Raw genomic sequence first — 21,297 nt, 5'->3', positions numbered from 1 at the left:
GCGGGGCTCGGCCGAGGCCGTGGTCACAGCTCGTCCCCCCAGTCGTCCATCTCGTCCTCGAATTCGTCGATCTCGTCCTGGCTGAGTGCCACCAGGTCGAGGTCGGACGGCGTCCAGCCGCCCGCGCCGGGTTCCCGGGTGTGTCGCACCAGGGCCCGCAGGGCGGTGAACCAGCCGTCGGCCACGGCCTCGGCGTCGGCCTGCGCCAGGGCCCGGCCGGCCCAGGTCCAGCGGGCGTTCAGCCGCGGTCCGTCCGCGCCGTCCTCGGTCACCGCGTTGACGTCCAGGACGTGCGGCAGCGGCATCCCCGGGTCGGACCCGGCGGCCAGTGCGGCGGACCGCTCGGTCAGCGACCAGTCCTCGTCGGTGGGCGCGGGCAGCCGGCCCAGGTAGTTGAAGCCGAGCTGCGGCCGGGCGGCGCCGGACAGCTCCGCGGTGCCCGCTCCGTCCGGGCCGTGCTCGGCCAGGTACCGCAGCAGGCCCCAGCCGAGCCCGTGTCCGGGCACCATCCGCAGGTGCTCCTTGACCAGCTTGAGGCTGTGTCCGGCGGCCGGACCGCCGGCCAGCGCCTCCGCCAGGTCCACCGGGCCCGGGTCGAGCCGCAGCGGGTAGGCGGTGGTGAACCAGCCGACCGTGCGGGACAGGTCCACGCCGGGGGCGAACTCCTCGCGCCCGTGGCCCTCCAGCTCCACCGGGACGGCGCCCTCGGGCCGTCCGGTGCGCCGCCGCCAGTCGGCGACGGCCAGTGCCAGGGCGGTCAGCAGCACGTCGTTCACCTCGGCGTGGAACGCCCCGGTGACCTCGGTGAGCAGCGCCGCCGTGGTGTCGGTGTCCAGGACGCGGTGCAGCGTCCGGGCGGTGGCGACGGTGTCCACCGCCGGGTCGGCGGCCCGGTGGCCGAGCGGGGCCTGCCCGCCGGCCGACTCGGCGCGCCACCAGTCGAGTTGGGCGCGCAGCTCGGGCGTGCCCGCGGTCCGCTCCAGCAGCGCGGACCAGTGCCGCAGCGAGGTGCCGACCGGCTGCAGCCGGACCGGCTCGCCGGCCCGTACGGCCGCGTGGGCGCGGGCCAGGTCGGGCAGCAGCACCCGCCAGGACACCCCGTCGACCACCAGGTGGTGCAGGGTGAGCAGCAGCTCGCCGCCGGCCGGGTGCCAGAGCGCCCGGACCATCCCGCCCTCGTACGGTGCCAGCCGCTCGCGGTTGGCGACCGCCTCGGCGGGCCAGTCGGCGGCCGGGCCGTCCAGGACGGACAGCAGCGTGCCCGCGTCGACCGTGCCGGGCTCGCCGATCAGCAGCGACCAGTCCGGCAGCAGCCGCATCCGCAGCCCGTCGTGGTGGTCCAGCAGGGCCTGGAGGGCCGCGGTGAGCGACTCCCGGGTGGCGTCGGCCGGGGTGCGGACCAGCACGGCCTGGTGGAAGCCGTCCACCGGCCCGCCGAGTTCGCGCAGCCAGTGCCCGATCGGCAGCTGGCCCAGCGGGCCGACGCCGTCCTCGGTGCCGACCGTGGCGACCGCCTCCGGGCCCTCGCCGTCGCGGGCCACCACGGCCAGCGCCGCCGGGGTCCGGTGGGTGAAGACGTCCTGCGCGGTGACCACCAGCCCGGCCGCGCGGGCCCGGCTGACCAGCTGGATGGAGACGATGCTGTCGCCGCCCAGGTCGAAGAACCCGTCGTCGGCGCCGACCTCGGGCAGTCCGAGCACCTCGGCGAAGACCGCGCAGAACGCGGCCTCCCGGGCGCCGGCCGGGGCCCGGCCGGTGGAGGCGGAGGCGTAGTCGGGCGCGGGCAGTGCCCGGCGGTCCAGCTTGCCGTTGCCGGTCAGCGGCAGGGTCTCCAGCGGGACGAACGCGGAGGGCACCAGGTAGTCGGGCAGTTCCGCGGCGAGCGCGGCCCGCAGCTCGCCGACCGGCAGGCCGGCCGGGGTCACGTAGGCGACCAGCCGCTTGTCGCCGGGGCGGTCCTCGCGGACGATCGCGGCGGCCTGCTCGACGCCGGGCCGCGCGAGCAGCGCGGTCTCGATCTCGCCGAGCTCGATCCGGAAGCCGCGCAGCTTGACCTGCTCGTCGACCCGGCCGACGTAGTCCAGCTGGCCGTCGGCCGTCCAGCGGACCAGGTCCCCGGTGCGGTACATCCGGTCGTTCGGGTCGCCGTACGCGCCGGCGTACGGGTCGGCGGTGAAGCGCTGGGCGGTGAGCTCGGGCCGGTGCAGGTAGCCCAGGGCCACCCCGGCGCCGGCCACGTACAGCTCGCCGATCACGCCCGGCGGGACCGGCCGCAGGGCCTCGTCCAGCACGTACACCCGGGCGCCGGCCAGCGGTCGGCCGATCGGCGGCTTGACCGCGCCGGCCAGCGGCTCGCTGACGGTGGCGCAGACCGTGGTCTCGGTCGGGCCGTACGCGTTGAGCATCCGCCGGCCCGCGGACCAGCGCTCGACCAGCTCGGGCGGGCAGGCCTCGCCGGCCGTGATCAGGGTCAGCCCCTCGGGCATCGGCAGCCGGGCGGGCCAGGCGGCGAGCACCGTCGGCGGCAGGCAGACCACCTCGATGCCGGCCGCCCTGACCAGCTCGGCGAGCGGCTCGCCGGGCGCCCGGTCGGCCTCCGCGGCCAGCACCAGGACGGCGCCGTTCAGCAGCGCGGTGAGCAGCTCCCAGGCCGCGGCGTCGAAGCTGAACGAGGCGAACTGGAGCAGCCGGGTGCCCTCGCCGACGCCGAAGCGGTCGTGCTCGGCGGCCAGCGCGGCCACCGCCCGGTGCGGCACCAGCACGCCCTTGGGGCGGCCGGTGGAGCCCGAGGTGTAGATCACGTACGCCGGGTGGTCCGGCCCCAGCGGGGTGGTCCGTTCGGCGTCCGTCGGGTCGTGCGCGGGGGCGGCGGCGATCGCGGCGGCGGTCGCCGGGTCGTCCAGCAGCAGCAGCGGTGCGTCCTGCCGCTCCGGCAGCCGTCCGGCCACCGAGCCGTGGCCGATGACGGCCAGCGGGGCGGAGTCGGTCAGCAGGTAGGCGATCCGCTCGCGCGGGTACGCCGGGTCGACCGGCAGGTAGGCCGCGCCCGTCTTGAGGACCGCGAGCACCGCGACGACCGCGTCGACCGTGCGCGGCAGCGCCAGGGCGACGATCCGTCCGGGGCCCGCGCCCAGGGCGATCAGGTGGTGGGCGAGCCGGTTGGCGCGCTCGTTGAGCTCCCCGTAGCCGACCTCGGCGCGCACGGCGCCGTCCTCGAACCAGCGCAGCGCGGGCCGGGCGGGCGCGCGGTGCGCCCGCTCCTGGAACAGCGCCGGGAGCTGGACCGCGCCGACGGTGGTCGGGGCGGCGGCCCCGCTCCAGGAGCCGAGCAGCCGCTCGCGCTCCTCGGGCAGCAGGGCGTCCACGCCGCTCAGCGGCCGGTCGGGCGCGCCGGCCAGCAGGCCGAGCAGGTGGGTCAGGCGGTCCGCCAGGCCCCGGGCCGTCCGCTCGGTGAACAGGTCGGTGCTGTACTCCAGGGTGCCGGTGAGGCCGTCCGGCTCGCCGGCGGCGCCGTGCCGCTCGACCAGCTCGAAGGCCAGGTCGAACTTGGCGGTGCCGTTGCCGACCGGGCTGACCTCGGCGGTGATCCCGGGCAGCTCGGGGCGGGCCCCGGCGTTGTTCTGGAAGGCGAGCATCACCTGGAAGAGCGGCTGGCGGGCCAGCGAGCGCCCGGCGCCGAGCCGGTCGACCAGCTTCTCGAAGGGCACGTCCTGGTGGGCCAGGGCGGCCAGCACGGTCTCCCGGGCCCGGCCGACCAGCTCCCGGAAGGTCGGGTCGCCGGACAGGTCGGTGCGCAGCACCAGGGTGTTGACGAAGAAGCCGACCAGGTCGTCCAGGGCGTCGTCGGTGCGTCCGGCGACCGGGGTGCCGAGCGGGATGTCGGTGCCGGCGCCGAGCTTGCCGAGCAGGACGGCCAGGGCCGCCTGCACCACCATGAACGGGCTGGCGCCGGTGGACCGGGCCAGCTCGGCCAGGGCGCGGTGCGCCCCGGCGTCCAGCCGCAGCGGCACGGTGGCGCCCCGGTAGCTGGGTACGGCCGGCCGCGGGAAGTCCGCCGGCAGCGCCAGCTCCTCCGGGAGCTCAGCCAACTGGTTTGCCCAGTAGTCGAGCTGACGGTTCATCAGGCTCGCCGGGTCGTCCTGCTCGCCGAGCAGGCGGCGCTGCCAGAGGGTGTAGTCCGCGTACTGGACGGGCAGTTCGGCCCAGGCCGGGGTACGCCCGGCCAGCCGGGCGCGGTAGGCGGTCTGCAGGCCCTCGACCAGCGGGCGCACCGACCAGCCGTCGGCCGCGATGTGGTGCTGCACCAGCAGCAGCACGTGCTCCTGGACGCCGGTCTCGAACAGCACCGCGCGCAGCGGCGGTTCGACGGCCAGGTCGAAGGGCGCGCCGGCCCGGGCGGCCAGTTCGGCGTCCAGCTCCTCGGCCGGGCGGCCGGTGAACGGCACCACGGGCAGCTCGGGGCAGGCCTCGCCGACCGGCAGCACCAGCTGGTGCGGGCGTCCGTCCTCGGCGGGGAAGACGGTGCGCAGGCTCTCGTGCCGGGCGACCACGTCGGCCAGGGCCTCGGCGAGCGCCGCCCGCTCCAGCGGGCCGGTCAGCCGGACCGCGTGGGACAGGTGGTAGGTGGCGCCGGCCGCGTCCAACTGGCTGAGGAACCAGAGCCGTTGCTGCCCGGGGGAGAGCGGGATCCGCTCCGGCCGGGGGCCGGCGGTGAGCTCCTCCCGGGCCGGCGCGGCGCCGTCCAGGGCGAGGGCCAGGGCGGCCGGGGTGGGCGCCTCGAACAGGGTGCGGATCGGCAGTTCGACGCCGAGCCGGGCACGCAGCCCGGTGACCACCCGGCCGGCCAGCAGCGAGTGCCCGCCGAGCGCGAAGAAGTCCTCGTCGGCGCCGACCCCGTCCAGCTCCAGCACCTCGGCGAACAGCGCGCACAGCAGCGCCTCGCGCTCGGTGGCCGGTGCCCGCCGCTCGCCGCGCAGCGCCCCGAAGTCCGGGACGGGCAGGGCCTTGCGGTCCACCTTGCCGTTGGGGGTCAGCGGCAGCGCCGCCAGCGGCACCAGCGCCGCCGGGACCATGTAGTCGGGCAGCACCCGGGCGAGTTCGGTGCGGACGGCGGCCGGGTCGGCGCCGCCGGTCAGGTGGGCGACCAGCCGGGTGCCGCCGGAGGGGTCGCGGGCGACGGTGACCACCGCGTCGGCGACGCCGGGGACGGCGCGCAGCGCGGCCTCGACCTCGCCGGGCTCGATCCGGTGGCCGCGGATCTTGACCTGGTGGTCGACCCGCTCCAGGAACTCCAGCTGGCCGTCGCCGCGGTGCACCACCCGGTCGCCGGTGCGGTACATCCGGGAGCCGGGCGCGGCCGCGTACGGGTCGGCGACGAAGGCCCCGGCGGTGCGCCGGGGGTCGTTCAGGTAGCCGCGGCCGACGCCGCGCCCGCCCACGTACAGTTCGCCGGGCTGGCCGGCCGGGACGGGCTGGAGCGAGTCGCCGAGCACGTAGAGCCGGGTGTCGCGGACCGGGCGGCCGATCGGGGCGCGCACCGAGTCCAGCTCCGCGGGGGAGCCGATCAGGGCGTGGGTGACGTCGTCCGAGCACTCGGTCGGCCCGAAGGCGTTGACCAGCGGGATGCCGGGACGCAGCGCGAACCAGCGGCGGGCCAGGTCGGCGGGCATCGCCTCGCCGGTGACCACCAGCCGGCGCAGCGCGGACAGCGCGGGCAGCGGGGCGCCGGCCTCCCAGGAGTCCAGGGCGGCGCGCAGCAGGGAGGGGACGACCTCCAGGACGGTGACGCCCTCGGCGTCGGCGAGCGCGAACAGGGCGCCGGGGTCGGCGGCGAGCTCGCGGGAGACCACCCGCAGCCGGCCGCCGGCGACCAGCGGGCTGAGCATCTGCCAGACCGAGATGTCGAAGGTGACCGGGGCGTTGTGCACCACGGTGTCGGCCTCGGACAGCTCCAGGTCGGCGTGCTTGGCGAGCAGGTGGTTGACCATGCCGTCGCGGTGCACCATGGCGCCCTTGGGGCGGCCGGTGGAGCCCGAGGTGTAGATGACGTAGGCCAGTTCGGCGGGGCCGCCGGCGGGTGCCAGCAGGTCCGCGTCCCGGGCGTCGTCGAGGGCGAGGACGGCGGGGCGCTGCGGCAGGGCGCCGAGCAGGGTGTCGGCGTACGGCCGCTGGTCCTCGCCGTGCAGCAGGACGGTGGCGCCCGCGGCCTCGACCAGCGCCGCGCCTCGGGCGGCCGGGGCCTGGACGTCCAGCGGGAGCCAGGCCGCGCCGGCGCCGAGCACGCCGAGGACGGCGGTGACGAAGCCGGTGCCGGGGGCGGCGGCGATCGCCACCAGCCGGTCCGGTCCGGCCCCGGCGGCGAGCAGCCGGCGGGAGAGGGCGCTGGCCCGGGCGACCAGCTCGGCGTAGTCGAGCCGGCCGGCGTCGTCCTGGACGGCGACGGCGCCGGGACGGGCCTGGGCGAGGGCGCGGATCCGGGGCAGCACGTCGGTGAACACCTCGGGCTGCTGCCGGTAGCTGTTCCACTCGACCAGGACGCGCTCGCGCTCGGCGGCGGGCAGCGCGGTGATCCGGCCGACCGGCAGCGCGGTGGAGACGGTGGCGAACGCCTCCAGGTACCCGAGCAGGGCGTCCCGGAAGAGGTCGAGGCGCTCCTGGGGGTAGCGGTCGGCGTCACCGTCGACGCGCAGCTCGCAGCCGTCCTCGCCGCTGTCCAGGAACAGGATCTGGAGGTCCGGGACGGGGCCGGTGGACAGGTTGCGGACCAGGGCGCGGCAGTCGCCGAGGGCGAACTCGCCACCGGTCTGCAGCACGTTGACGGTGGGGCCGAAGGTGCGGCCGGCGTCGCCGGTGAGTCCGAGCTCGCGGCGGATCGCGTCGTGCCGGTGGCGCTGGTGGCGCAGCGTGCCGCGCAGAGCCGTGGCGACCTGGGTGAGCAGGCCGTCGCGGCCGAGCGCGGGGTGGGCGGTGAGCGGCAGCGGCAGGAAGTTGGCGCGCATGCCGGGGACGGACTGGGCGAGCGGGGTGGTGCGGGCGGCGACCGGGAGGGTGAGCACGACCCGGTCGGTGCCGCAGAGTTGGGCGAGGCAGCCAGCGGTGGCGCCGATCAGCAGGGTCTGCCAGGTGACCCGCTCGGCCCAGGCGGTGTCCTGCAGCCTGGTGACGGTGGCGGCGGGGATCAGGCCGGTGCTGCGCAGGGTGTCGCGGGCGGGCGAGCCGAGGTGGCCGGAGAGCACGGTGGGTTCGATGCCGTCGGCCAGCCGCTCGGTCCAGTAGGCGCGGTCGCGCTGGTGGGCGGGGGAGGCGAGGTAGTCGCGCTCCTCGGCGAGCAGTTCGGCGAGGGTCGGGTCGAGGGCGGGTTCGGCGTCGGGCAGGTCGTACTCGGCGGCGAGGCGGCGGTAGACCAGGGCGCGGCTGAACCCGTCGACCAGGATGTGGTTGGCCCGGACGTACAGCCAGGCCAGTTCGGGGCCGATCAGGACGAGGGTGGCGGCGAAGGCGTCGGGGCCGAGGGTGGACGGACGGTGTCCCTCGGACTCCAGAAACGTTTCGGCAGCCGCGAGCGGGTCGGCCTCGCCGGTCAGGTCGAGCACCGGGAGGGGGCGCTCCCGGGGCGGTTCGACGATCTGCACCGGCAGGCCGTCGCGCTCGGCGAAGCGCACCCGCAGGCACTCGGTGCGGTTCAGCACGCGCTGCCAGGCGGCCCGCAGCCGCTCGTGGTCCAGCGGGCCGGTCAGCTCCAGGAGGTCCGCCATGGTGAACACCGGGTTGCCCGGGTCGAGCTGCTGGGCGAACCACATCTCGCGCTGGGCGTCGGACAGCGGCAGTTCTCCGGGCCGCCCCGGTTCAGGAAAATCGGAAAATGGCGCGGCATGACGCATCGTCATCTTACCCCCGTGGCAATGGCGTTGGGCGGCGTGAGGCGGTCGACGGCGTCAAGCGCGTCGGCCCCGTAGATGTCGCGCACCCAGGCGCTCTGGTAAATGGTGTCGAGGTATCGGTCGCCCAGGTCCGGCGAGACGGCGACGGCGACCACGTCCTGGCCGAGGCGGTGCTCCGCCAGCCAGGCGGCCGCTCCGCTGACCACCGTCCCGGTGGAGCCGCCGAACAGGAAGCCGCCGCGGGCCAGTCGGTGGCAGGTGCGGACGGTGTCCAGTTCGGGCACGTGCACCACGTCGTCGACGAAGCTCTCGTCCAGCAGGGCCGGCCGGACGCCGGCGCCCAGGCCGGGGAGCATCCGCGGGCCGGGCTCGCCGCCGAAGGTGACCGAGCCGACGCTGTCCACCGCGACGATCCGGGTGTCCGGCCGGTGCTCCTTGAAGTAGCGGGCGCAGCCCATCAGCGTGCCGGTGGTCCCGGCGCCGATGAACAGCAGGTCCAGGTCCGGGAACTGGCGGTGGATCGAGGGCGCGGTGGTGCGGTAGTGGGCGCGCCAGTTGTCCGGGTTGGCGTGCTGGTTGAGCCAGACGTACCGCGGCGAGGAGGCGCACAGCTCGCGGACGAAGTCCAGTCGGGCACCGAGGAAGCCGGTCTCCGGCGACGGCTCGGTGATCATGTGGACTTTGCCGCCGAGTGTTTCGATGAGCTGACGGGTGGACAGGTTCGTCCGTGGGTCGACGACGCAGATGAACTGGTAGCCCCGGACGGAGGCGATCATGCTCAGCGCCATCCCCAGGTTCCCCGAGGAGGACTCCACCAGGACGGAGTCCCGGTTCAGCCGGCCGTCCCGTTCGGCCGCGTCGACCATGCTGAGGGCCGCCTTGAGCTTGACGGAGCCGGCGAAGTTGAAGCCCTCGCACTTGAGGTACAGCGGGTAGTCGAACATCGCCCGGAGGTCGACGAAGAGTTCGTCCTCGTTGAACTCCTGCGGCGTTCTGATGATGGGCATCGCCCGTTCCCCTTCGGTGTCAGGAGAGTGACGGGACGTCAGTCCCAGATGATGTCGTCGCCGTGCGCGGAGCCGGTGCCCGGGCCGGCCGGGCCGGTGGCGGTGCGGGCGGTGGTGGCGGTGGTGCTGGTCATGGTGAACCCCCGGTGGCGATGGAGCCGCGGGCCGTGGAATCGGCGGCGGCGGGAACGGCGTGGGCGGATGGGTGTGCTGCTGGGCCCGGTCCCCGTGCCGGACCGCCGGGAGGTCAGTCCCAGATGATGTCGTCGCCGTGCACGGAGCCGGTGCCCTTGGCGACCGGGGCGTGGGCGACCGGGGAGTCCCAGATGATGTCGTCGCCGTGCACGGAGGCGGAGGCGGTGGTCACGTGGACCGGGGCGGCCTTGGCGGCCGGGCCGTCCCAGATGATGTCGTCGCCGTGCACGGAGCCGGCGCCCTTGGCGACCGGGGCGGCCACCGAGGTGGCGGCGCCGGCGACCGGCGCGGTGAGGGCGGCGCCGGCGACCAGCAGGCCGAGGGCGGCGGCGGTGCGGGCGGCGACAATGGTGATGCTGCTCATGGTGAACCCCCGGTGGCAATGGAGCCGCGGGCCGTTAAATCGGCGGCGGCGAGACAGACGAAACGGATGAGTGCTGTGCCTGGTTCAATTCCCGCGGTGAATGACCGCGCGGGACCGGCTCTCGAATCCTGCGGGAGGGGGTTCCGGCCCCCTTCGGCATGACCAAGTCTGTCTCGCACACACGTTCCGTGCCACAGTTCTCCATGTCAGGGTCCTGCCCTGGCAGCACCCTGCAGAGCGCCCGCCCCGCGGGTCACTCCTCCAACAACGGCAGCCGGTCGTCGCTGAATTCGGTCGCCAGCCGCCATCCGCGCAGTTCAGGCGCGTCCCGCAGGCAACGGCGGGTGATCCGGTGAGCGGCGGAATCCGACTCTCCGGATTTCGGAGGGCCGAGAAAGAAGACCAGATCGGCACCGAGGGGGTCGATCTCGACGTAAACGTGCTCCAGTCCGTCGGCCGGCTCGGCGGCGTTCCGGAGCAGTTCGACGAGTTTGTCGGGCGTGACCTGTTCCGGTTCGACGATACCCCGAACCAGACGTCCGACAGTGATATACATGTCAAATCCTCTCGTGGGTGGACCCGCTCGAAGTCCGCAGGAAAGGGCCTGGGCCCGAACGGTGGGTGGTTGTGGGCAGGGTGTCGTAGCATGCCCCCGAGATCCGGCAATGACGTGGCGTCATCAGGTTCGCAATATCGGGGGGGCAGGCGGTGCTGTCAGTGTTAGGACTGGATCCCGACGCCGAGGCCGTGTACCGGACGGTGCTGGCCAGGCCTGAACTCGGAATCCCAGGAGTGGCACAGGACCTCGACTGGCCCGAACAGCGGGTCCGGGACGCCCTGGACGGACTGGCCCGGCTCACCCTGATCAGGCACTCCGAGCTGGAGCCCGGACACCTCCTCCTGGTCAACCCCGAGGTCAGCCTGGCCATGCTGATCGGCCGCCAGGAGGTCGAACTCGCCGAGCGGCAGCGCCAGATAGCGCACAGCCGGCTGGAGGCGGCCAAGCTGGTCGCCCAGTACGCCGAGAGCCGCAAGGGCGAACGGGGCCTGGGCGTCGAGCAGTTGGAGGGCGTCGACCAGATCCGGCTCCGACTGGAGGAGCTCTCGCACTCCTGCGCCAGCGAGATCATGGGCTTCGCGACCGGCGGCGGACAGTCGCCGGCCGCCCGAAGAGCCGGCCAGGTCGCCGACCAGGAGGTCTTCGACCGGGGCGTGCAGATGCGCAGCATCTACCTGGAGAGCGCCGCCAACGACGGCGGCACCATCGCCCACCTGGAGTGGCTCACCGAGCGGGGCGCCCGGGTGCGGATAGCGCCGTCGCTGCCGATGCGCCTGGTGATCTTCGACCGGAAGGTCGCGGTCGTCCCGACCGATCCGGACGACACCAGCGTGGGGGCCCTGGTGCTGTCCGGTCCGGGACTGGTCTCCGCGCTCTGCGCGCTGTTCGAGTACGTCTGGGAGAACGCCGCCCCGTACGGGAAGGCCCCGGCCAAGGGGGCCGAGGGCCTCAACCCGCAGGCGATGGCCGTGCTCAGCCTGCTCGCCCAGGGCCACACCGACGAGGTGGTGGCCCGCAAGCTCGGCGTCTCGGTGCGCACCTCGCGCCGGATCACCGCGGAACTGATGGCCTGGCTCGGCGGCCGCAGCCGCTTCCAGGCCGGGGTGATCGCCGGCGAGCGCGGCCTGCTCCAGGGCGGCGCGCCGCCGCGCGAGGGCGACTGAGGGCAGCTGCCCGGCGGCGCGCGGACGCGGCCGGCCGGTTCGCACGGGACGACTGCCGTCCCGTCCGAACCGGCCGGCCGGGTGGTGCGTCAACGCGTCACCGCGGTGCGGTAGACCCGCAGGTTGACCGGGATCAGCACCGCGATCAGGGCCGCCACCACGATCACCGCGAGCAGCACCGGGTGCCGGTCCGGCAGGCTGCTGCCGACCACCGACGGGGCGTTGCCCCACAGCTCCCGGCAGGCCGCGGCCACCAGGCTGACCGGGTTCCACTCGGCCACCGCGCGCAGCCAGGCGGGCAGCCCGGACAGCGGCATGAACGAGTTGGACAGGAACGACAGCACGACCAGGAACAGCGCCGAGATGCCGTTGATCGCCTCGGCGTTGCGCATCAGCATGCCGACCAGCGCGCCCAGCCAGAGCATCGCGTAGGCGAAGGCCAGCACCAGGACGAAGCCCAGGGCCGCCGAGCCGACGTCCTTGTGGATCCGCCAGCCGACGCCCAGGCCGGCCAGGGTGACGGCGAAGGTGGCGGCCGCGGCGGTCAGCAGGTCGGCCGCGGTGTGGCTGACCAGCACGGCGGAGCGGCCCATCGGCAGCGAGCGGAAGCGGTCGATCAGCCCGGTGCGCAGGTCGGTGGCCACGCCCAGCGCGGCGACGCCGACGCAGGTCAGGCCGACCTGGGCGAACACCCCGGCCATCACGTAGTCGTGGTACTCGCCGGAGCCGGTCACGGTCACCACGCTGGCGAACAGGTAGCCGAGCACGACCACCATGGTCACCGGGGTCAGGGTGATCGCGATGATCTTCTCCGGGGTGCGCCGCAGGTGCCGCAGGTGGCGGCCGATCAGCGCGGCGGTGTCTCCGATGGCCGTGCCGAGGCCGGCCGAGGCGCCGATGTCGCTCACTGCTCGTCTCCCGTCCGTCCGGCGGCGGCCGCCACCGGTTCCCGTTCGCCCTGCTCGGCCACTTCGCCCTGCCCGGGCCGGTCGCCCTGCCCGGTCCGCGGCTGCGGTGCGCCCGGTGCGAGCGCGGGTGCGCCCTCCTCGGGGGCCCGGCCGATCTGGGTGCCTCGCCCGGTCAGGTGGAAGAACACGTCGTCCAGCGAGGGACGGCGCAGCGCGAAGTCCGTCACCGGCACCCGGGCCGTCTCCAGGGCGACCGCGGCGGCGGCGATGGTGCCGATGCCGTCGGCCAGTTGGACGGTGATCCGGCGCCCGGTGCGGTCCACCTCGGGTTGGGCGGCGGCCACCGGGGCGAGCACGGCCAGGGCCTGGGCGATGGCCGCGTCGGTGCCGACGCCCACCTCCAGCCACTCCTCGCCGACCTTGCGCTTGAGCTCGTCCGGGGTGCCCTCGGCGATCACCGTGCCGGTGTCGATGACCAGGATCCGGTCGGCCAGGAAGTCGGCCTCCTCCAGGTACTGGGTGGTGAGCAGCACGGTCACCCCCTGGGCGACCTGTTCGCGGACCATCTCCCAGAGCACCAGCCGGCTCGCCGGGTCCAGCCCGGTGGTCGGCTCGTCCAGGAACAGCACCTCGGGCCGGCCGATCAGCGCGGCGGCCAGGTCCAGCCGGCGGCGCATGCCGCCGGAGTAGGTCTGGGCCGGCTTCTCGGCGGCGTCCTCCAGCTCGAACCGGGCGAGCAGCTCGGCCGCCCGCTCCCGGGCGCCCTTGCGCCCCAGGTGCAGGAGCCGGCCCAGGAGTTCGAGGTTCTCGCGACCGGTGAGCAGCCCGTCGACGGCGGCGTACTGACCGGCCAGGCCGATCCGCCGGCGCACCTGGCGCTGCTGGCGCACGACGTCGAAGCCGGCCACCTCGGCCCGCCCCTGGTCCGGTTCGAGCAGGGTCGCGAGCAGTCGGACGGTGGTGGTCTTGCCGGCGCCGTTGGGGCCCAGCAGGCCGAGCACGGTGCCGGCCGCGACCTCGAGGTCCACGCCCTTGAGCGCGTGGTGATCGCCGTATCTCTTGCCGAGTCCGGTCGCCCTGATTGCGGTGTCCATCATTCATTCCCCCTTCCACGGAGGTCTGTGGATCGTTCGGAAAGCAGACGCCGGAGCACATTCCGGCGCGGAATCGTGAAATTCGGTGGAATCGTTCGGGTCGGCCCGCGGGCCCGGTCGGGTACTCGCGCACTCGACGACCGGTCGGTCGCTCGGGGCGGCCGGCCGACTTTCCCGAATCATCGGCCCGGCGTCACTCGAATGTGGTCCGCTCGAATGGTTGTCCCTCAACGGGGACCGACCGTAGCACCGGGGAAACGAGGCCGGTAAGGGGCTCCGGCCCGCCTCCGCTGGCAGCAGCTTGCCACCGCAGGATGCTGCAACTCCCAGGGGCTCCAAAGCCGTTCGCGAGGGCCTACGGTCATGGTTATTCCGCCGGTCACCCTCGAGCCGGTCAGGACACATCCAACCCGTCTGTCGCCACCGCGGCTTGATCATTGCCGCCGATCGCAGGAGAGGTAATGGCACGTCAAAGCAATTTCGCGGCCCGGCTGGGCGAGTGGAGTGCCCAGCACCGCAAGACAGCCGTCTTCGGCTGGATCATCCTGGTCATCCTGGTCACCGTGCTCGGTGGCATGGTCGGGCAGAAGAGCCTGACCCAGGCCGACTACGGGACCGGGGAGTCCGGCAAGGCCGCCCAGATCCTCAAGGACGCCGGGATCAACGACCCGGTCAACGAGCTGATCCTGGTCCACAGCGACGCGCTGACCGCGGACTCCGCGGAGTTCCGCGGCGCCGTCCAGGCCACCGCCGACGCGGTCAACAAGACCGGTCTCGCGGAGAACCTGCGGGACCCGTACACCACCCAGGCCTTCTCGGCCGACAAGCACTCGGCGCTGATCATGTTCGCCGTCACCGGCGACCCGGACACCGCGGCCGACCGGATCGACCCGGTGATCACCGCCGTCCAGGACACCGCCAAGGCCCACCCCCAGGTGACCCTCGGCGAGTTCGGCGGCGCGACCGCCCTCAAGGGCATCAACGACAGCCTCGGCGACGACTTCACCCGCGCCGAACTGACCGCCCTGCCGGTCGCGTTGGGCATCCTGCTGGTGGTCTTCGGCGCCTTCGTGGCGGCCGTGCTGCCGGTGGCCCTGGCGGTCACCGCCTGCATCGGCGCGCTCGGGCTGCTCGCGCTGAGCAGCCAGGCGGTGCCGGTGGACGGCATGACCAACTCGGTGATGTTCCTGATGGGCCTCGCCGTCGGCGTCGACTACTGCCTGTTCTACCTGCGCCGCGAGCGCGAGGAGCGGGCGGCCGGCCGGGACAAGGCGACCGCGCTGCGGATCGCCGCCCACACCTCGGGCCACTCGGTGATGGTCTCCGGCCTCACCGTGATGGTCGCGATGGCCGGCATGTTCCTCTCCGGGCTGACCGTCTTCGAGGGCTTCGCGATGGCCACCATCGAGGTCGTCGCGGTCGCGGTGGTCGGTTCGATGACCGTGCTGCCGGCCCTGATGTCGATGCTCGGCGACAAGGTCGCGGCCGGCCGGATCCCGTGGATCAGCAAGCGCCGTCAGACCGCCGCGGCGAGCCCGAAGCCCGCCAACGCGCTGCTGCGCGGCGTGCTGGCCCGCCCGGGGATCTTCGCCCTGCTGTCCGCCGCCGTGCTGCTGGTGCTGGCCCTGCCGGCGCTCGGCATGAAGACCGAGAAGCTCGGCATGGACAAGCTGCTGCCCTCCGACAACCCGCTGGTCTCGGTCTCGCAGCGGATCGACCGCGAGTTCCCGGGGTCGCCCTCGCCCGCCACCGTGGTGGTCAAGGCCGACTCCATCGACTCGCCGCAGGTCGCCAAGAGCATCGAGGACTTCAAGCAGGCCGCCCTGGCCTCCGGGAAGACCGGCAACCAGATCGACGTGCGGTACTGGAAGGACAAGAACATCGCCCAGATCAGCGTTCCGCTGGCGGGCAACGGCACCGACGCCACCTCCAAGGCGGCCCTGTCGGCGCTGCGCGGGCAGATCGTCCCGCAGACCCTCAAGACCGTTCCGGGCACCACCGCGCTGGTCGCCGGCGACCTCGCCTTCTCGGTCGACTACAACAACCAGCTGGACCGCAGCATCGTCCCGGTGTTCGCCTTCGTCATGGGCGTCACCTTCCTGCTGATGCTGGTCTCCTTCCGCTCGCTGACCATCTCGATCACCTCGATCCTGCTCAACCTGCTCTCGGTGGCGGCCGCGTACGGCGTGATGACCGCGGTGTTCCAGCACGGCTGGGGCGCCTCGCTGGTGGGCACCAAGGCGCCGGGGGCGATCGAGTCCTGGATGCCGCTGTTCGTCTTCGTGGTGCTCTTCGGCCTCTCGATGGACTACCACGTGTTCGTGGTCTCCCGGATCCGCGAGGCCTACCTCTCGGGCAGGTCCAGCCGGGAGGCGGTCGGCCTCGGCATCCGCAACACCGCCGGGGTGGTCACCAGCGCCGGTCTGATCATGGTCGCGGTGTTCGCGGTCTTCGGCACCCTGGGCATGCAGGACTTCAAGCAGCTCGGCATCGGCCTGGCGGTCGCGGTCCTGCTGGACGCCACCCTGGTCCGCGCGGTGCTGCTGCCCGCGGTGATGGCCCTGCTCGGCGACGCCAACTGGTACCTGCCGCGCTGGCTGGGCGGCGGCCGCACCACCCGCGCCGCGCACGCCGCCGGGGCGCACCACGCCGCCGGCCAGCACGAGCCGGCCGGCACCGCCTACGTCGGCTGACCCGGCCCCGCCCGCCCCTCAGCACCGCCCGACCCCCGCCCGCACCGGGCGGACCCGACTGGAGCCACCACCGTGTTCGAGTTCAGAGTCATCGACGGCACCACCGCCCGCGAGCTCATCGCGGGAGCCCGCCCGAGGATCGTCCAGGAGGTCCGGGAGACCTACCTGACCCACGGCGCCGGCGAGTCCGTGAACCCCGACAGCTACTTCCTGCGGTTCCCGGCCAAGCCGGACGCCCGGATCATCGCCCTGCCGGCCTACCTCGGCGGCGGCGTCGGACTGGCCGGGATCAAGTGGATCAGCAGCTTCCCGGCCAACGTCGAGCGGGGCTTCCCGCGCGCCTCGGCCGCCCTGCTGCTGAACGACTACGAGACCGGCTACCCGTTCGCCGTCCTGGAGGCCTCGCAGATCAGCGCGGCCCGCACCGCGGCCTCCGCCGTGCTCGCCGCCGAGGTGCTCAGCGGCGGCCGTACGGCGGGCCGGCTGGCGGTGGTCGGCGCCGGCATCATCGCCCGCAACATCCTGGAGTTCTTCGGCGCCCAGCAGTGGGAGATCGACGAGCTGGTGGTGCACGACCGCAAGGCCGAGTACGCCCGGGCGCTGGTCGACCACGCCGACGCCGAACTCGGCTACCCGGCCCAGGTGGTGGAGGACCTGCACGAGGCGCTCAAGGGCGCCGACGTGGTGGTGCTGGCCACCACCGCGGGCGAGCCGTACATCCTCGACCCGGAGACCTTCGCCCCCGGGCAGCTGGTGCTCAACATCTCGCTGCGCGACCTCGCGCCGGAGATCATCGGCGGCGCGTACAACGTGCTCGACGACGTGGAGCACTGCATGAAGGCGAACACCTCTCCGCACCTGGCCGAACAGCTCTACGGCAACCGGGAGTTCGTCACCGGCACGCTGGCCCAGGTGATCGAGGGCGAGGTCGCCGTCGGCACCGACCGCCCGGTGGTCTTCTCGCCCTTCGGCCTCGGCGTGCTCGACCTGGCGGTCGGCGCGCTGGTGCACGACGAGGCGGTGGCGGCCGGCCGGGCGACCGAGATCCCCGGCTTCTTCGCGGAGACCACCCGCTGGTAGCCCCACCCCGGGCCCGCCCCACCGGGCCCGCCGACCCCGGGCCCGCCCCCCCACGAAGGGCCCGGCACCACCGACGAGGGCCCCGACCGCCGTGACCGCGGTCGGGGCCCTCGTGGCGTGCTCAGGCCTGCGCGCCGCCGAAGCGCGCCGCCCAGGCCGCCAGGTCCTCGTCGGTGACCTTCGCGAACAGCACCGGCGGCACGGTGAACGGCGTCCCGGCCGGGACGAGGTCCAGCGCCCGGGCCGCGTCCCCGTCGATCCAGGTCCGGGTGTCCCCGGGCAGCGCGAAGGCGCCGCGCATCGCGGCCGCCGCGGTCGGGACGAACGGCTCGGACACCACCGCGTACAGGTGGATCAGGTTCATCGCCGTCCGCAGGGTCAGCGCCGCCGCCTCCGGGTCGGTCTTCACCTGGAGCCAGGGCGCCTTCTCGTCCAGGTAGGCGTTCCCGGCGCTCCACAGCGCGCGCAGCGCCTGCGCCGCCTTGCGGAAGTTGAGCGCCTCCAGCTGGGCCTCGTACTCGGCCAGCAGGCCGGCGGTCTGCTCGCCGAGCCGCTCCTCGGCCCCGCCCGGCGCGGCCCCGGCCGGGACTTCGTCGCCGAAGCGCTTGCGGCTGAACGAGAGCACCCGGTTCACGAAGTTGCCGAGGGTGTCGGCGAGGTCCTTGTTGACCACCGAGGCGAAGAGGTCCCAGGTGAAGCTGGAGTCGTCCGACTCGGGGGCGTGCGCCATCAGGAAGTAGCGCCAGTAGTCGGCGGGCAGCAGCTCCAGCGCGACGTCGGTGAAGATGCCGCGCTTCTGGCTGGTGGAGAACTTCCCGCCGTAGTACGTCAGCCAGTTGAAGGCCTTGACGTAGTCGACCTTCTTCCACGGGCGGCGCGAGCCGAGGATCGTCGCCGGGAACATCACGGTGTGGAACGGGACGTTGTCCTTGGCCATGAACTCGGTGTAGCGGACGGTGTCGTCGGCCTCGTACCACCAGGACCTCCAGTCCCGCGGCTGCCCGGCCGGGGCGGCGTCCGCCCACTCCTTGGTGGCGCCGATGTACTCGATCGGGGCGTCGAACCAGACGTAGAACACCTTGCCCTCGGCGGCCAGTTCGGGCCACACGTCGGCCGGCACCGGGACGCCCCACTCCAGGTCGCGGGTGATCGAGCGGTCCTGGAGGCCCTCGGTCAGCCACTTGCGGGCGATCGAGGAGGCCAGCACCGGCCAGTCGTCGCCGTGCGCGGCGATCCAGGCCTCGACCTCCTGGGTCAGCTTCGACTGGAGCAGGAACAGGTGCCTGGTCTCCCGGACTTCGAGGTCGGCGCTGCCGCTGATCGCCGAGCGCGGCTCCAGCAGGTCGGTCGGGTCCAGCACCCGGGTGCAGTTCTCGCACTGGTCGCCGCGCGCCTTGTCGTAGCCGCAGTGCGGGCAGGTGCCGACGATGTAGCGGTCCGGCAGGAAGCGGCCGTCGGCGTTGGAGTACACCTGGCGGACCGCGCGCTCCTCGACGAAGCCGTTGCGCTGGAGCTCGCGGGCGATCTCCTGGGTGATCTCCCGGTTCTGCGGCGAGGAGCTGCGGCCGAAGTGGTCGAAGGACAGCCCGAAGCCGTCGTACACCGCCCGCTGGGCGTCGTGCGCCCGGGCGCAGAACTCGGCGACCGGCAACCCGGCCTCCTGCGCCGCCAGTTCGGCGGGCGTGCCGTGCTCGTCGGTGGCGCAGATGTACAGCACCTCGTGGCCGCGTTGGCGCAGGTAGCGGGCGTGGACGTCCGCCGGGAGCATCGACCCGACCAGGTTGCCCAGGTGCTTGATCCCGTTGATGTACGGAAGGGCGCTGGTGATCAGGTGCCGAGCCATCCTCGGATGCTCCGATTTCTCCCGCACGCGCACCCCACCCGGAGTGCGGTGCCAGGCGCAGGGGTCCACTGTGGGCTGCCAAGCCTACCGTCGGCCGCTCCGCCGACCGGCTCGCGACGGGGGCAGCGCGGCCTCACGGACGGGTGAAGTCGGCGTACCGGTCGAACTCCCCGGCCTTGACCCCGCGGACGAACGCCGCCCACTTGCGCGGCGTGGTCCGCACGACCACCTCGGGCAGGTCCGACTCGCGGATCTCCACCTGCCCGGCGTAGGTTCTGACCTCCACGCAGTCGGTGCTCTCGCCGCTGGCCGACGCCTTGCGCCACGTACTCATGAGAAGTCTTTCAGTAAGGCCCGGATGAACTCCCGGGACTCCGCCGCCCCCAGCGCGATCGCCGCGGTCTTCTCCTTGATCCGTCGGTAGGACGACAATTCCGCTTCGGAGTGCACGAACTTCGGCCCGTGCACGAGCTCGATCTGGACGGTGTCCAGCTCCGGGACGGGCCCGCGCGCGAGATACGGGCTCTCCGAGGAGCCGGTGTACGTGGGCACACTGAACGGGATCACCCGGATCTCCAGTCCGGGCCGCTCGGAATTCAGCAGCAGGCTGTGCAACTGGTCGCGCAGCACGGCGGGGCCGCCGAACTGCATCCGCAGCGCGGATTCGTGCAGGATCGCGCTGTACGGCTTCGGGCGGTCGACGAAGATCTGCTGGCGCCGAATCCGGAATTCCTTCCGGACCTGCGCCTCCTGGCGGTGCTGGGCGGGGAGCCGCTCGAACACCGCGGCCGCGTAGTCCGGGGTCTGCAGCAGCCCGGGGATGAAGGTGCTGTTGAGGATGGAGAGCGACGCGGCGTGGTGCTCCATCTCGGCGATGTCGATGATCCCGCCGGGCATCCGGCCCCGGTAGCCGTCCCACCAGTACTTGCGGCGGTCCTGGGTCATGGCGAGCAGCGCGTCCAGGTACGGGCCGTCGGGGCAGCCGCAGGTGCGCGCCCAGGTCCGGAGCCGTTCGGCGCTGATGCCCGACTTCCCGTTCTCCATCTGGGAGATCTTGGGCAGGTCGGTGCCGATCGTGGCGGCCAGGCTCTTGGGCGTCACGCCCACGCGTTCGCGCATCTTGCGCAGCTCGATCCCCAGGCGCTGCTGGCGGACGGTCGGCGACAAGCGGGGTGGCATGACTCTCTTCTCCGGATCGCGGCTTCGGTCGATGCTTCCGGTGAAGTGTGACGTGCACACCGGGCCCTAGCTAGCGAATTGGGGGATACCCCACGATGGAGTGAACGTCCAGTCCCTCGGTAGCAACTCTGGCACCCTGACCCTATGGTCGTCCGTGTCACTCGCTGACTTGTTGTCCCCTAAACAGTCGCCAAGTCGCCTATCGGCCCTGCCAATCAGCCGTAAATACACCCAGATGCACGGTCAGGGCGTTCGGCATCACCGACCGGAGACAGCCGTGCCCCTTCCTCCCCCTCCCGGCCCCCCGCACCCGCGCCCCCACCGCCCCCACCTCCCCCAGCGCATTTCCGTACCCCGGTGAATGCCCTTCTGGTCGCCGGATTGTCCGCCCTCCTCCTCGCCGTCCTTTTCGTCGGCTGGCTGGTCTGGCTGGTCAACATGCAGCCCCGGGAACTCCGCTCGACAAAACGGGAGTTGATCCCCCGTCATTCCACCCGCGCCGAGCACGAATAGCCCCGGCCCGGGGCCCGCCGTCAGCCGCGGGCGAGGCGGGCGGTCAGGCGGGCCTTGGCGGGGGGCCACTCGTCGGCGAGCATCGAGAAGTAGGCGCTGTCGCGCCAGGTGCCGGTGGGGCGGAGGCGGTGGCGGCGCAGGACGCCCTCGAACCGGGCGCCGAGGCGCAGGATGGCGTTGCGGGAGCGCTCGTTGAGGGCGTCGGTCTTCCAGTAGACGCGGCCGGTGCCGAGGTCCTCGAAGGCGTGGGTGAGCAGCAGCAGCTTGGCCTCGCTGTTGACCGCGGTGCGCCAGACGGAGCGGGCGTACAGGGTGCCGCCGATCTCGACGGACTCGTCCGTGGGGTTGATGTCGTGGTAGCCGGTGATGCCGACGGCGGTGCCGGCCGCGAGGTCGACGGCGGCGAACCAGACCGAGTCGCCCCGCTCGGCCCCGGCGATGCGGAGGTCCAGGATGCGGCCGAGCTCCTCCTCGGAGGCCGGCGGGAGGTCCATGGTCCAGCGCCAGACCTCGGGGTCGGAGCCGATGGCGGCCCACAGGTCGGCGAGGTGGTGGCGCCCCAGCGGCTCCAGGCGGATGTGGCGGCCGGTGAGGGTGATGGCGGTGGGCGGCTTCGCGGTCATGCCCCCGAACGTAGCGCGCCTCTGCACTAGATGCAATGGATTTACGTACTAGTGCAATGAGTCGAGGGCAAAGCGCAGGGCCCCCCCGGGGCGGGGGGGGCCCCCGGCCGGGCCGCCCCCCCCCCCCAGACAGACAGGCGGTGGAGGGTCAACCACGCACCACACCCAAGCAGAAGACAACCAACCCACCCCCCAC

General features: G+C 73.3%; 14 protein-coding genes. 4 read left to right on the top strand and 10 right to left on the bottom strand.

Features of this window, described 5'->3' with window-relative positions:
• Nucleotides 1-23: 23 nt before the first annotated feature.
• From ACFWXO_RS22875 to ACFWXO_RS22860, 4 genes are all read right to left on the bottom strand, one after another.
• Complete coding sequence (locus ACFWXO_RS22875; RefSeq protein WP_380525586.1) at nt 24-7,886, bottom strand: amino acid adenylation domain-containing protein; 7,863 nt, start codon at nt 7,884-7,886, stop codon at nt 24-26.
• Complete coding sequence (sbnA, locus tag ACFWXO_RS22870) at nt 7,883-8,887, bottom strand: 2,3-diaminopropionate biosynthesis protein SbnA (RefSeq protein ID WP_380525585.1); 1,005 nt, start codon at nt 8,885-8,887, stop codon at nt 7,883-7,885. The genes ACFWXO_RS22875 and sbnA overlap by 4 nt, the downstream gene beginning before the upstream one ends.
• Nucleotides 8,888-9,134: 247 nt before the next feature.
• On the bottom strand, nt 9,135-9,446 hold the full coding sequence (locus tag ACFWXO_RS22865; RefSeq protein ID WP_380525584.1) for a hypothetical protein: 312 nt from the start codon (nt 9,444-9,446) through the stop codon (nt 9,135-9,137).
• Nucleotides 9,447-9,699: 253 nt separating this feature from the next.
• Nucleotides 9,700-10,002: a hypothetical protein gene (locus ACFWXO_RS22860; protein WP_375895646.1), complete on the bottom strand. Its 303-nt coding sequence runs from the start codon at nt 10,000-10,002 to the stop codon at nt 9,700-9,702.
• Nucleotides 10,003-10,238: 236 nt separating this feature from the next.
• On the opposite strand from ACFWXO_RS22860, the gene ACFWXO_RS22855 reads away from it, so the two are divergent.
• Complete coding sequence (locus tag ACFWXO_RS22855; protein WP_375895648.1) at nt 10,239-11,168, top strand: LuxR family transcriptional regulator; 930 nt, start codon at nt 10,239-10,241, stop codon at nt 11,166-11,168.
• 89 nt (nt 11,169-11,257) lie between these two features.
• Here ACFWXO_RS22855 and ACFWXO_RS22850 read toward each other — a convergent pair whose 3' ends face one another.
• Both ACFWXO_RS22850 and ACFWXO_RS22845 read right to left on the bottom strand, forming a co-directional pair.
• A complete protein-coding gene (locus ACFWXO_RS22850; RefSeq protein WP_380525583.1) occupies nt 11,258-12,076 on the bottom strand; it encodes an ABC transporter permease in 819 nt (272 codons plus the stop codon).
• The gene (locus ACFWXO_RS22845; protein ID WP_380525596.1) at nt 12,073-13,170 is read right to left on the bottom strand and encodes an ATP-binding cassette domain-containing protein; all 1,098 of its coding nucleotides are present in this window, start codon (nt 13,168-13,170) and stop codon (nt 12,073-12,075) included. The genes ACFWXO_RS22850 and ACFWXO_RS22845 overlap by 4 nt, the downstream gene beginning before the upstream one ends.
• 461 nt (nt 13,171-13,631) lie before the next feature.
• Between ACFWXO_RS22845 and ACFWXO_RS22840 the strand changes: the two genes are divergently transcribed.
• Both ACFWXO_RS22840 and sbnB read left to right on the top strand, forming a co-directional pair.
• On the top strand, nt 13,632-15,863 hold the full coding sequence (locus ACFWXO_RS22840; RefSeq protein ID WP_375896276.1) for an MMPL family transporter: 2,232 nt from the start codon (nt 13,632-13,634) through the stop codon (nt 15,861-15,863).
• A gap of 72 nt (nt 15,864-15,935) precedes the next feature.
• The gene (gene sbnB, locus ACFWXO_RS22835) at nt 15,936-16,943 is read left to right on the top strand and encodes a 2,3-diaminopropionate biosynthesis protein SbnB (RefSeq protein WP_375896278.1); all 1,008 of its coding nucleotides are present in this window, start codon (nt 15,936-15,938) and stop codon (nt 16,941-16,943) included.
• Nucleotides 16,944-17,064: 121 nt separating this feature from the next.
• On the opposite strand, the gene metG is transcribed toward sbnB, so the two are convergent.
• The 3 genes from metG to ACFWXO_RS22820 all read right to left on the bottom strand — a co-directional run bounded on the left by metG (nt 17,065) and on the right by ACFWXO_RS22820 (nt 19,965).
• Complete coding sequence (gene metG / locus ACFWXO_RS22830; RefSeq protein ID WP_380525582.1) at nt 17,065-18,786, bottom strand: methionine--tRNA ligase; 1,722 nt, start codon at nt 18,784-18,786, stop codon at nt 17,065-17,067.
• Nucleotides 18,787-18,919: 133 nt separating this feature from the next.
• Nucleotides 18,920-19,120 carry a DUF397 domain-containing protein gene (locus ACFWXO_RS22825; RefSeq protein ID WP_375896283.1) on the bottom strand — a complete coding sequence of 67 codons (201 nt, stop codon included), beginning with the start codon at nt 19,118-19,120 and terminating at the stop codon, nt 18,920-18,922.
• Nucleotides 19,117-19,965, bottom strand: coding sequence for a helix-turn-helix domain-containing protein (locus ACFWXO_RS22820; protein WP_375896286.1), 849 nt, complete (start codon nt 19,963-19,965; stop codon nt 19,117-19,119). Before ACFWXO_RS22820 ends, ACFWXO_RS22825 begins: the two co-directional genes overlap by 4 nt.
• A gap of 357 nt (nt 19,966-20,322) precedes the next feature.
• On the opposite strand from ACFWXO_RS22820, the gene ACFWXO_RS22815 reads away from it, so the two are divergent.
• Nucleotides 20,323-20,478, top strand: coding sequence for a hypothetical protein (locus ACFWXO_RS22815; RefSeq protein WP_380525581.1), 156 nt, complete (start codon nt 20,323-20,325; stop codon nt 20,476-20,478).
• Nucleotides 20,479-20,498: 20 nt separating this feature from the next.
• Here ACFWXO_RS22815 and ACFWXO_RS22810 read toward each other — a convergent pair whose 3' ends face one another.
• Nucleotides 20,499-21,101, bottom strand: coding sequence for a GNAT family N-acetyltransferase (locus ACFWXO_RS22810; RefSeq protein WP_375896291.1), 603 nt, complete (start codon nt 21,099-21,101; stop codon nt 20,499-20,501).
• Nucleotides 21,102-21,297 lie beyond the last annotated feature (196 nt).

Origin of the sequence: Kitasatospora sp. NPDC059088, assembly GCF_042738155.1 — a bacterium.
Classification (GTDB): Bacteria; Actinomycetota; Actinomycetes; order Streptomycetales; family Streptomycetaceae; genus Kitasatospora.
This window is presented reverse-complemented; position numbering and strand designations above follow the sequence as displayed.